Here is a 12,571-nt window from a genome sequence, read left to right as displayed (position 1 = left end):
TAAATCTCCTACTCTCCTTTAACTCCACTTAATGCAATACTTTGGATAATGTATTTTTGCAAGAACAAATACACGATGACAATTGGTAATACACTTACTGTTGCTAGAGCCATTGTTAAACCACCTAGACTAGAGCCATTTTCCAGCGAGAAACTTGCTAAATAAAGAGGAATCGTTTGTAAATTTAAATCATTAATAACAACTAATGGCCACATAAAATCATTCCAGCTCCATATGAAGGACAAAATGACCATCGTCGCTGCTATTGGACCTGCCAGTGGCAAATACACACGGAAGAAAATTTTGAATTCTCCAGCTCCGTCGATTTGTGCCGCCTCTCTTAATGTATCTGGCAGCTGGTCAAAAAACTGTTTACATAGAAAAATAAGCATTCCACTAATAATAGATGGAAGAATTAATGGCCAAAAAGTATTTAATAGACCAAGTTTATTGAAAAAAGTATATAAAGGAATTAACCGTGGCTCCATTGGAATCATTAATGTACAAAGGACAATCACAAACAAAATTCTTTTTCCCTTGAATTTTCCTTTTGAAAATGCATACCCCGCCAACAAAGAAGCAGATACACTCAAAAAGACAGAACTTACAGTAACAATGGCGGAATTTATATAAGACTGGATAAGTCTCCCATTTTCAAAAACGATGCCATAGTTAAAAGATGAAATAGCCTCTGGTATTAACCTTGGTGGAAAAGGCATGACTATATTAGCAGTTCGATCAAACCCTACGCTAATCATCCATACAAATGGAGCCATTAAAACAATCCCAAAAAAGAATAAAACAAAATACTTAATAACGGATGTCATTCTCTCCAACTTTTTCATTGAGATCGTATTTTTCATCGTCTCCCTCCCCACTAAGTTAGATTTTCATTTTTGACATTTTTAAGTTGATAAACGTAAATATTAAAATAATAATAAACATAATATAGGTGGCAGCTGACGCGATTCCAAATTCAAACCCCGTAAAGCCACGCTCATATATAAATGCTCCCATCGTTTGGATAGAACGAGCAGGACTTCCATTTGGCCCGCCAATTACATAGACCTCATTAAAACGTTGTAGGGCTCCAATCCAACCAGTAATCAGTAGAAAAGCAAAGGTTCCTGTCATATTAGGAATCGTAATAAACAGCCATTGTTGAAATCCACTAGCTCCGTCAATTTTAGCTGCTTCATACATTTCAGATGGGATTGCTTGAAGGTTAGCAAGACATATAATGATAACAAAACCAATCCAATGCCAAACAGCCAGCAAGATAACTCCCCATTTAGAAGTGCTAGGTTCAGAAAACCAACCTGGCGTTGGCAATCCGATGGAATCTAGCGCAAAATTAACAATTCCCATTTCCGGATGTAAGACAAATTGAAAGATCATTGCTGCAGCAACAATGGAAGTAACATTTGGCAAGAAGTAGATGACTTTAAAGAAGTTCTTCCCTTTGCCAACAGAGTTAATTAAGGTAGCAAAAATGAAGCCTAATGGAATCGTAATAATAACTTGAAATATTCCGATAAAGAAAGTGTTCCACACAGCATTCCAAAAAGGTCCTGATGTTAAAACAGTACGAAAATTATTTAGGCCAGTAAAAGTTTCAATGGTACCATTCGATTTGAAAAAGCTTAATCTAAATGATTCTAAAACTGGATAAACCATAAATAACAAAATCCCTAAAAAACTAGGAATTAAGAAAATATACCATGTCCATTGTGTGGTTCTTTTTTTCTTTTTCTTCCTAGTTGACTCCATGTAAACACTGGTTTTCACACTTGCTTCCGTCGTCGAAACATGATTGTTTTCCATAAATTCTCCTTTCCCTAATGGATTCATTTTTACTTTCCCTAATTATGACAACGCTTTCAATTTTATAGAAATATTCACGAGATAATTACCTATTTATCTCGTTCACCCATTCTATAAACAAACTAATTATATTCCCTAACGAAGTATAATGGTTATGTTCCCTTCTGATTCCATTGTATGAAAGTTATCTATTTTTAACGTGGATAGAATTGTGTAATCTGATGAAGAAATTGTTTTTTATTGCTCTTTTAAATAATCATATTATGTAGAGACATTGTGGGAGAATTAGCTTAATTCGTGTTTTTCATACGAATTGCTGTGCTATTACGATATTCTGTAGGAGTTAGTTTCATTTGTTTTCGAAAAAAACGACTGAAATGTGAGGAATCTTCAAATCCTGATTCGAGAGATACTTCAAGAATCGATTTGTCTAGATGGATCTCCAGTAAATATTTGGCACGGTTTATTCGACAGCTCATGATATATTGCATAATTGTATATCCTGTTACATCTTTAAAAATTCTCGACATATAATACTTGCTAATATTTAAATGATGAGCAATATCATCCAATGTGATTGGCTCACAGAAATGTGTATCAATCCATTCAATCATTTTTTTGACATGAATATTTTTATCAGATTCAGCAAGGGAATTATTTTCAAGCTGTTGTTTACTCAACTCAAAAACCTTAAATAAAAGCTGCATTAGCATACTTGTTAATTCGCCAATTTGAAATCGATTTTCGACTATATTTTCTTGCTTAGAGCTTTTCAATTTCTCCGCCATTTTCTTTATTAACGCTTTTACTTCAGCCGATTTTTCTTTATCCTTTATATGAAATAAAGTATTGCTTAATTGGTTAAAAGGAGATAACAATTCTGGAACATTTAAATTATTCAAAATCGGTCGCAACCATTCAGAAGAGAACTCAATAACACTCCGCTCATAAGGAATTCCTGGTTCAGGATAAGCGCGATGCAACGTTAATCCATTCATAATAATTAAATCATCTTCTTGTAAACGATAAATACGGTCTCCAATTAAATATTTACATTCCCCGCCATGAAAGTAGTATATTTCATACCTATCATGAGAGTGGTAACTAAAATCTTCATAGCTCTCCACCTTATCCATTAAACGATAAGCAGCGATTATTTTTTCCGTCATCTCTAACTCCCCCTTTTTAAAGCGGTTTCATAAATGGTCAAAATATAACTTGCTAATAACGAAAGACATACCCTTGTCTATAAATTATTTCACCTTTTGATTTTTTCTCTTATTTATTCTCTATTCTTATGATAGTAACCTTTTAAAATTACAAAAATAATGATTTAATTTTAAACATTAGAAGTACTAGAATTCGAGTGATTAAAAAGATCACATATTAAGGCTATTTATATTCCACTACGTTCAGATAAAACCGTCAACTTCAAGCGGTGGCGGAACTGTTCAATCGTCCTTTATATCCCACTACGTTCAGATAAAACCGATTGCAATGGCTTTAGAAGATGCGATTATAAACTTTATATCCCACTACGTTCAGATAAAACTATAAAGGGCAATTAGGAATCATACAAGGTTATTCCTTTATATCCCACTACGTTCAGATAAAACGTTTGATTGATCATTTTTTGTAGGTCCAAATCCTTCCTTTATATCCCACTACGTTCAGATAAAACCGGTTACTAATAGCACAGATAATTTATATCGTTACTTCTTTATATCCCACTAAGTTCAGATAAAACCCGGCGCCAATTAAGAAATTCATGCGACTCACTCCTTCTTTATATCCCACTACGTTCAGATAAAACAAAAAGCTAGTGAAAAAGCATTAAAGCGTTGGAATACTTTATATCCCACTACGTTCAGATAAAACATGAAGATATTTTCATTAATTACTAAACTATAAGCACTTTATATCCCACTACGTTCAGATAAAACTTTAAAATCGATAAACTAATTGAATTTGTTACAACCTTTATATCCCACTACGTTCAGATAAAACTATTATAAACGTCTCCCGGTTAAGCAACTAGCTACAACTTTATATCCCACTACGTTCAGATAAAACATTAAATTTCCGTTTAGCATATCCATTTCCCAAGTCAACTTTATATCCCACTACGTTCAGATAAAACAATTCTTTCCCACTCTGCTACACGTTCGATTTCTTCCTTTATATCCCACTACGTTCAGATAAAACCCTTGCTTACTGCAGCGCTAACAATCATTATTTCTTCTTTATATCCCACTACGTTCAGATAAAACAAGAAAAATAGATTGCTATATGCCCGAATCTTATACTTTATATCCCACTACGTTCAGATAAAACAGGGTTATGGAAAAACAGTTGCAATGGTTGAGTATTCTTTATATCCCACTACGTTCAGATAAAACAATTCATAGCCAGCCGGCAACTCGAACGCCAAGCCAACTTTATATCCCACTACGTTCAGATAAAACCTTTCCTCCTAGCCCTCCGTCTGCTTTCTTCTTTAATCTTTATATCCCACTACGTTCAGATAAAACTGTTTTGATTGTAATGTAAATTGATTTGATTTCTGCTTTATATCCCACTACGTTCAGATAAAACAGAATAATGACGAAAAAAATCGTAGATATTTCGCATCTTTATATCCCACTACGTTCAGATAAAACCTTAGCAATTATATGTTTTTTGCTCTATCGTTTCTTTCTTTATATCCCACTACGTTCAGATAAAACCTAATATTGATTTATTGAAGGGGGGTGCTGAAGATGACTTTATATCCCACTACGTTCAGATAAAACCTTGTTTTCAGACATGGATTGAGTGCGATCTACTTCACTTTATATCCCACTACGTTCAGATAAAACGCAGTCGTTACTTATTTATCCCCATCTTATAAAGAGCTTTATATCCCACTACGTTCAGATAAAACTTATTTGACCAAGTCTTTACGAGAATTGGTGCAGCACTTTATATCCCACTACGTTCAGATAAAACTCTCAAAACAAGTCCAACAAGAACCCTTTTATATCAAGGGCTTAGGCACTTTATTGATGAATCAATATTTTGTTTTTTGCAGTGAACCAGCAGTAATGTTTTTACCTTTTCTCAAAAGATGGCTTGATCCCTTGATACACAAGGATTTAAAGACATTTGCTGAAAAATAAATTCACTGCAAAATACAAGGTTATTTAGAATAATTATAATATTCCCCTACACCGTTTTATTATAAAAATAAATCGAAAGGATTCTTTTCTCTTCCATGAATTACTTTTTTTATATTTCGCGGATTTTTAACCTCATATACATAAATAGAATCGGTATCTTTATCTACAATGTTACTTAAATCTGCCATACATTGTGTATATTTACCAATGGTTATTTCCCCTTCGAACACAGAATTTTGTGTCCAATCGAGATACTCTCGAAGCTTTTTACATACTTTCCCCACTCTTTTTTCACCTACATCATATGTGATAATAACAAACACTTGCTACCACCACGCTTTCAACGGCTTATACACATCGTCACCAATTACATGCTTAATTAATTTATAGCATTCTAAACGAATTAAATAACGATATGTTGTATTTCTTTTTAACATACGGTGTTTAACTGATTGATTTAGTTTTTCCTCCCATGCCGTAATAAATTTTTTCTTTCCCTCTTCATTTAAATAACAAATCTCTCCTTCTAAATAATCAAAATGCTTTTTGCTAAGTTGCCTTCTATTAATAAGAGAAAAAACAATTGGATCTACAATCAATGGTTTAAAAATTTCTGCAATATCTAAACTTAAGGAGAATCTCTTAGTTGAGGGCTCATGAAGATAACTTATAGTTGGATTCAAAGAAGTTTTATAAATTTCTGTTAATACAATCCGATACATCAATGTATTTCCAAAAGAAATTAAAGCATTGATTGGATCGCGTGGCGGCTGTTTTTCTCGCTTTTCAAAAACAAAATCTTGTTTAAAAATATGGTTAAACGATTGATAATAAAGGTGGCGTATTTGCCCCTCTCTACCCATTAATTCAGGAATAGTTGTGGACGTATGCAATTGACTAAATAACAATTGGATTCCTTCTATATACTCCGCTGTTCCTTCTTTATAATTACGCATATTGCGAAGCATATGATGAACTGCTCCATTTAAAAATTGATAAGCTATATACAGCCGTTTATACTTATCTGAATAATGCTCACTTTGTTTGACAATCACATGACCAGATTCTTTAGCATCTCGAGGATTAAACGCACCAGTAAAAAATCCATAATAATTATAAAACTGTAGTGTAATTCCATACTGGCTTAAATAAGTTAATAGCTTTGTATTCACATCAATTTCTCCAAATAAATGCAATGTTTGAATTTTTTCAATAGGAAGTGGCTTTTTCTGCCCTTCTTCATTTTCAAAATATATGGTATTGTCTTTTCTTTTTAATCTTCCATTTGAAAAAACATAATGATCACGCATCATAGTCGTCATCCTCTCTTGAAAAACAAAATGGGTAATAGGCACAACTTTTACAATAATTCAACTTCTTTAATGGAGGTGGAGTGTCTCGATCGATAATTTGATAAGCTCCCGCAATTGCTCGCTGAATATTTCTCTTATTTTCTTCTGTCAACAATACCTCCACCGTTTTCTTTTCTTTTGTATAGCTGATTAAGCCTTTTTTCTTCATTCCTCTTAAAAAAAGCTGGTACAAATAAAACAGCATTTGCATTTTATCTGATTCTTGCATTTTACTAGATAATTTAATTTCTCTAACATATTCCCCATCAATTGCATCTATCTTAAATGCACCGTCAATAAGGATTTCTTTTTTATTAAGACGAGGATACGAAGTCTCATGAAGAATAGATCCTTCGAGCACTCTATCTGATTCGCTTTCCATCCCAATTCCTTTCTTATATAACCAAAGCTTTCTTTTACAGACAATATAGTAAGCTAAATCTACGCCACCAACTGTTCTCGTTTGCAGCATCTTCTTATCTCTCCCCCTACATAATCTGGCTACTAGAAAATAATTTTTTATCATTCGAATATTTTAGACCGACCGTTGAATCATATTCAAAATCAATTACTTTAATAGATTCATAGCTACCTATCTTTAAAAATTGTTCCTCTCTATTTAATTTTCTTGCATTTGTAACTCTATATTGTGGAATATCTACTGTAAATTCATATAATTTATCACGAAGTTTCGCACGCTCTTCTCTTATCGCATTCGTTGCTTTTATTCTTAACGTTTTACTATATTTAGCAACTAATTCCTCTATTGTATTTTGATTTTCCTGATAAACGGAATATGGAACAATAGTTTCATTAAATATTTCTCTTAAATCTGTAATTCGAGGATCTAAGTCTTCATCATATTCCTCTATACTTGTTAAAATATCCAAAAACTCTTTAACTTCGTTATAATAAGTACTCTTTTCTAAACGCTGTGTAGTATAGTTTTTTTCTATTAATTCCATCTTTAACTCTTCTGTAAAAATAACTGGAGAACTATATTCCTGCAAAACTTGTTTAGAAATTTCAAAAATACTACTATCTACTACACTATATTTATCACGATAACTAATCCCTGATGGATAATCATTTCCACCATCATAAACAAATACATTAACTCGTTCATGATCTAATATTCTATTTCTATAAACTCGACCCATTCGCTGAAATAAACCATTTAAGTCTGATAATTCTGTATAAAGAACATCGAAATCAATATCTACACTTGCTTCTACCACTTGTGTCGCAATCCAAATACCACTGCTCTTATTCTCCAATTTCCCCATTTCTTGAATAGCAGCTTCTTTCTCTTTACGATCCATTTTCGTAAATCTACTATGAAATAAAAATACATCGTCACGCTCTTTTAATGCATCATGTATTTCTTGTGCTCTTTGAACAGTATTTACGATTATCAATATTTTTTTGTCTATCTTATTTTTCATAATATCCTCTATATTTAATTGCTCGTTCTTTACAATCAGACGATGCCGAACTATAACTTCTCCATTCAATTTTTTATAGAAAGGATCGCATGATTGTTTAAATGGAATATTTAATTTTCCTACCATCAAATCTAACAAGAATGGAGCAAAAGTTGCTGTCATAATAGTAAATTTCCCACCTATATCTGTTATCTCTTTTAAAGCAACCAAAAGACAAGCCAACATTTTCGGTGAATACATTTGAATTTCATCTATTACTAATTTGGAATAGGCTAATGTAGCTAATTTCTTTTCAAACCCTTCTTCCTTAAAGACAAAATCTAACATTTGATCAAGCGTAGAAATGGTCAAAGGCATCGACCACTGTCTTGTCTTTTCAAAATAATCAATTGAATAAAGATCATTTTTCACATATTCACTTTCTGTTTCTGAATGTAGTAATGCAACTTCTTTAAAATTAATTTCACTCTCTATACGCTTATAAATACTATTAATCGATACTCGAAGCGGAAGTGTAAAAAAGCCTTTGCTGTCTCCAATCCAATATAGTGCTGCTTCTGTTTTTCCTATACCAGTCGAAGCAATCACAATATTATTTTCCTTTTGATGTTCCAGCAAGTAATTTTGCAGTTCATTTCTTCCGCTCTTATATTTAACCGCAAGGAACTTATCTACATAATTATCTAGACCAGGATTAGCAATTTCCACGGGGATATGTGCACTTGCAGCATAGTCAATTTTGTTAAGCAAGCCTTTTACAAGAACAAATTGTTTAGCCTGTTCTTGATTTCTTTGTTTTCTTATTCTTCTATTAAGATACGGCTTAAAATTTGCTTTTGGTTCAGCTAAAAGAAATGGAAATGCTTCTTTAAATGATAGATAATATTTGGGCAAATCATAAAGAATCGTTTCTTTCAAATCTTTAGGGTTGGCTGCAGATCTATTATGGTGATAATAAACAGCTTGTGCTACAATTTCTCTTTCCTCTTTATTTTCTAATATTTCTTTATAAGGAATAAATGCACAACTTAAATATCCGTGGGGAACTTCCCCCGCTTTCGGTAAAAGATCTTCCAATAAACAATCGGTCTTTTTTAATGCTTTCAATAATTTATTTTGAAATTTTGTATTAATTTTTCCGACATCATGGTAAACACACGCTATTTCCAATAAATCGTACCTTAAATTCGGAATATTGCAATAAATAACTTTTAACCTATCAAACTCTTCTAATAATGCTTTCGTATGCTTTACTATCGTTTCTTCTAATTGTACATCTGACTTAGCAAGAAATAAATTATTCATAATGATACTCCTTTCAAAATAAGACTAGGAATTCCTAGTCTTATTCACTTCCATAGCTTGTCCTTTATGCAAAAAAGACAATATTCCCATCTTCATCGAATTCATAAACATTATCATTTAGAACTTCTCTGCCTTTTGCTCCATAAAATACAGAAACTTGTTTCCATCTTCTTTGCTCTAATCCTTTTTTGATTTGTACTTTTTCATAATATCGATTTAGCTTGTAAACAGTGGCAAACTCTATACCTTCAGAACTGTAGCTCTCAAATAATTCTACAGGTATATATGCAGAGTAGTTTAATGTATAGGTGTCTTCTAATTCTTTTTCTTTTATGTTTACAAGCTTTACCTCTTCAATTCTTGCCAAATCCTCCCTACGCCCAAGCGAAATATACTCGGAAGGATTTTTAAACGACTGATACAAAATCTCTAAATCTTCTTCCTTTTCCGGCAAAATATGAATCATTAATTCTACATCTGTTAATAGTTCCGTTGTACTTACTCCTCTTGCTAATCCATAGTCGCGATTATCTTCAGAAGAATGCAATTTATAGGCATGTCTTGCTGTTTCATATGTCGCTGCAGCAAATTCATATCTTGTTGCTAAATCATTTACTTTTGAATAGTAATCCCCTACAATACTGATTTTTAATGGATGGTATTCGGTAAAACCACATACGCGATGAATCATGCCCGATACAGTAGAGTACGGAGGAAGCGGATATGTTTCTTTTAATTGAAAACTAGATGGCAGCTTATAATTAACCATATTCTGATAAAGTTTTATTCTCAATGCTTTCATATTCTCACCACTTAATCTAAGTAATAGTTGCTTACTTCTTTTTGGATAAAATCAAAGAAAGCAGCAACAGATAAAGGAGAAAGCGTATCTTTAATTTGTTGATCATTATCAAATATTCCTTCAATGAGACCGCATTTTGTATAATCTGCTATATGGCTGTCTAATGCTAAAACACTCGCTAATGTTTGTACATTTAGTTTATTATCCTTTACTTTAATACGGTTTTCAAAAAATGGGTTTTTTATATCATATACCCCACCAATTACAAATAATGGCGAAAAATTCTCTCTTCTTCCTTTTATATCACGATATAAAAATTTTAAAGTTTGCAGTAAAGCATTTACTCTGTTGGCTTTTTCCTCATTAGAAACAGAAATTTCCTTCTCATTATGATCGATGCCTACTTGATCTAAGTCAATGGTAACTGTATACGTATAATACGAATGATGAATCTCGCTTTGCGCAATATTGCCACCTTTTTTTTGTTCTTTTCCTTCCGTTATAGTTGCTGCTTGATAACGATCAAATAATCCTTTATTAGTTAAAAAATCTGTATCTGCTTGGAAACTTTCCAATGCAATTGCATTAGATAAACGAGCAACAGCAGATCGTGTTTTCGTTCCTTTATTTGTTTTCATATAACCAAATAAATCAATTTCTGGATAATCAGAAATTAGAGCATCCGGAGCAAATTGTATGACAGATCCATCCACTTCAAGAGGAGTACGATCCTCTCCCATTTGCTGGATGATATTATAGCGAAGTGCTTGTCTTGAAATATATGTAAAACTATCGCCAGTTCCTCTTGTTAACTTCTTTAATGATGTAACATTTCCGACCCCTTCTCCATAGTTTCCACTTTCTGCTTCAAAAACAATTGATAATGTTAAACCTTTTTTATTCATTTTCTTCTTCCTCCTTTTTATCTCCTTTAGGGCTAAGTCCAGAACGTAATCCTAAAACAAATGCATAGCCAAGCGTTTGCAATTTATCCTCATCTGTTAATGCCTCTGTCATTTGCGGCGGAATGATTAATTCTCCTTCTCTTGCAGCATATAAATGAGCATTGATAAAAGTGTCCATAAACTTTCCTGTATCCTTTGTTTTTAAAGCATTCAGTAAACGATAAGTAATACCACCTAATTTATTACTGGCATTTCTAACTTTATAATTGTAAGCTAATTTCCTACCCGCATTTTCCATATATGCAATGGTTTCCCTACGAACATAGGAATAATAATCACTCATCGAACCATCCTCCTTCTCTTTTTGATTTTGAATAATTGTCCCTATAAAACTATTATTTAAGTAAACAATATCTAATAGGAGTCTATTACTTCTAATTGGCTCTTCTGCTTTGCTCGGCAAATTTGTCCGACATAATAAACCAATTAAATCAAATTGATTTTTATTGCTGTATAAACGTTCCATCACATTTTGGTAAATCCTAAGGTATGAACCATCGCCCATCTTCACTACCCTGTTAATCATATTGTTTAATGATTTTTGATGCCGTTTAATAACTTCCAATTTATCTTTTGATAGTACATTATAAGTGTATGGTCGAAAATTATCTGTCTTATTATCTGTATTGCTAAATTTAATGACTTGAATATTATCTATTTCATACTTTGCTTTCTTATGTTTTTGATTCTCCATAAAATCTATCAATTGATAATATGTTCTTGCTTCTAGTAGCTGAATATTATCATCTGATTTAATGACATACATTTCATGATTGTTATTTAATCTAGTTAGAGCTTCAACAGAACTGTTACAATTGACAAAATATCCTTGATCATTCATAAAAGTAAACCCAGCAGGAATACACGAATAAATAAAATTAATAAGCGGTGAGATATAGCATGTGTTTGACTGCAAATTCCAAAAATGAGATGTTTTCCTGCTCATATCTACCCCCATTTTTGTTAGCCAAGCCATATCATAAGCATGTGGTTTTGATAATTTCTTAATTGGCGTATTGCTAATAAAGCATACATATTTATCTTTTGTATGATCTTCTTCATAATAAAGCTTGATTGGATCAATAAAATATTTTTTATACTCTTCAAAAATATCAGCTGTTGTCGATGACTTATGTAAGAAAGATACTCCACCCCAAAAATTACCAATAATTGTATAGGCAATATTTTTTGCAAGAATATATTTTTCCACCTCCTCTTTTTCCAAAAAGTCAATAATAGTTTGCAGATAGTGTATTTGTTCATGGATTTCATTTTGAATATCTGAATCTGAAACAGTTTGATTCTTTTTTAACTTCAGCTTTTTTAGCTTTTTTTCCATTTCTACTAAATCTACTTCTGTACAAGACATCATTTTATATGCAGCTAGATAACTATTGCTTTTAAGATTCTTTTTTGCTCTTTCGATATATTTATTCCAATCTTCTATTGTCTTATCATCCCATTCTTTTTTATAAAGAAAATCCTTTCCCTTTGTTACAATAAAAGTATGTGATAACAGTTCTTTATACCTATTTGCGAAATAATCAAAATAATAATGATGGAAATTTTCTAAGATTGAAATGTCAAACTCTACATAGTTATTACCACATTTGTAAGAGGTAATATTGGCATCATTTAAGATATTCACAAAGCCCGTAATCCCAGCATTTAAAAGCGCATCAGCAGTCTCTATTCTTGCTATTGTCACTATCCATCCTCA

At 32.2% G+C, this 12,571-nt stretch carries 10 protein-coding genes and 1 CRISPR repeat array; all 10 genes read right to left on the bottom strand.

What is annotated here, in order from left to right:
- Positions 1–8 precede the first annotated feature (8 nt).
- The 10 genes from HHU08_RS08235 to cas8a1 all read right to left on the bottom strand — a co-directional run bounded on the left by HHU08_RS08235 (position 9) and on the right by cas8a1 (position 12,559).
- Positions 9–863: a carbohydrate ABC transporter permease gene (locus tag HHU08_RS08235; protein ID WP_169188249.1), complete on the bottom strand. Its 855-nt coding sequence runs from the start codon at positions 861–863 to the stop codon at positions 9–11.
- A gap of 19 nt (positions 864–882) precedes the next feature.
- Positions 883–1,824, bottom strand: coding sequence for a carbohydrate ABC transporter permease (locus tag HHU08_RS08230; protein WP_224428313.1), 942 nt, complete (start codon positions 1,822–1,824; stop codon positions 883–885).
- A gap of 290 nt (positions 1,825–2,114) precedes the next feature.
- On the bottom strand, positions 2,115–2,993 hold the full coding sequence (locus HHU08_RS08225; protein WP_224428314.1) for an AraC family transcriptional regulator: 879 nt from the start codon (positions 2,991–2,993) through the stop codon (positions 2,115–2,117).
- 225 nt (positions 2,994–3,218) lie between these two features.
- Positions 3,219–4,812: direct repeats of the CRISPR family, unit length 29 nt; unit sequence CTTTATATCCCACTACGTTCAGATAAAAC.
- A 229-nt stretch (positions 4,813–5,041) separates the two neighbouring features.
- Positions 5,042–5,305, bottom strand: coding sequence for a CRISPR-associated endonuclease Cas2 (cas2, locus tag HHU08_RS08220; protein ID WP_169188247.1), 264 nt, complete (start codon positions 5,303–5,305; stop codon positions 5,042–5,044).
- A 3-nt stretch (positions 5,306–5,308) separates the two neighbouring features.
- Positions 5,309–6,295 (bottom strand): type I-B CRISPR-associated endonuclease Cas1b, encoded by a 987-nt coding sequence (cas1b, locus tag HHU08_RS08215; RefSeq protein ID WP_169188246.1) that lies wholly within the window; start codon positions 6,293–6,295, stop codon positions 5,309–5,311.
- Entirely contained in the window at positions 6,285–6,806 is a 522-nt protein-coding gene (cas4, locus tag HHU08_RS08210) for a CRISPR-associated protein Cas4 (RefSeq protein WP_169188245.1), read from the bottom strand. The genes cas1b and cas4 overlap by 11 nt, the downstream gene beginning before the upstream one ends.
- 16 nt (positions 6,807–6,822) lie before the next feature.
- Positions 6,823–9,084 (bottom strand): CRISPR-associated helicase Cas3', encoded by a 2,262-nt coding sequence (gene cas3 / locus HHU08_RS08205; RefSeq protein ID WP_169188244.1) that lies wholly within the window; start codon positions 9,082–9,084, stop codon positions 6,823–6,825.
- Between the two features lie 64 nt (positions 9,085–9,148).
- Positions 9,149–9,886: a type I-B CRISPR-associated protein Cas5b gene (gene cas5b / locus HHU08_RS08200; RefSeq protein ID WP_169188243.1), complete on the bottom strand. Its 738-nt coding sequence runs from the start codon at positions 9,884–9,886 to the stop codon at positions 9,149–9,151.
- An 11-nt stretch (positions 9,887–9,897) separates the two neighbouring features.
- Positions 9,898–10,791 carry a type I-B CRISPR-associated protein Cas7/Cst2/DevR gene (gene cas7i, locus HHU08_RS08195; RefSeq protein WP_169188242.1) on the bottom strand — a complete coding sequence of 298 codons (894 nt, stop codon included), beginning with the start codon at positions 10,789–10,791 and terminating at the stop codon, positions 9,898–9,900.
- Positions 10,784–12,559, bottom strand: coding sequence for a type I-B CRISPR-associated protein Cas8b1/Cst1 (gene cas8a1, locus HHU08_RS08190; RefSeq protein ID WP_169188241.1), 1,776 nt, complete (start codon positions 12,557–12,559; stop codon positions 10,784–10,786). Before cas8a1 ends, cas7i begins: the two co-directional genes overlap by 8 nt.
- Positions 12,560–12,571: the final 12 nt, after the last annotated feature.

It is taken from the genome of Niallia alba, assembly GCF_012933555.1.
In the GTDB taxonomy this organism is placed as follows: Bacteria; Bacillota; Bacilli; order Bacillales; family Cytobacillaceae; genus Niallia; species Niallia alba.
This window is presented reverse-complemented; position numbering and strand designations above follow the sequence as displayed.